At 50.6% G+C, this 267-nt stretch carries 1 protein-coding gene; it reads right to left on the reverse strand.

The genetic code is table 11. The features are described from left to right. A partial coding sequence (locus B4920_RS26475) for a toprim domain-containing protein (RefSeq protein ID WP_139379693.1) occupies positions 1-267 on the reverse strand: 267 nt, incomplete at both ends.

The raw sequence follows: 267 nt of genomic DNA on the forward strand, positions 1-267 counted from the left end.
AACAGGGGCAAGGCAGTTTCTAAGGCGCGCCAGGCGGCCTCATTACCGGCTCTATCGCCGTCGTAGCAGCAAATGACTTCTTTAGCACTACGCAGCAACAATTGAAATTGTTCAGCTGTCGTCGAGGTGCCAAGCGATGCAACCGCATAATCGACACCATATTGGGCTAGGGCAACGACGTCCATATAGCCTTCGACAATCAGTATTTTGTCTGGATCACGATGACGTTGCTTTAGCTCGTATAGGCCGTAGAGTTCATTGCCCTTA

This window comes from Zoogloea sp. LCSB751 (assembly GCF_002028455.1).
Taxonomy (GTDB): Bacteria; Pseudomonadota; Gammaproteobacteria; order Burkholderiales; family Rhodocyclaceae; genus Zoogloea.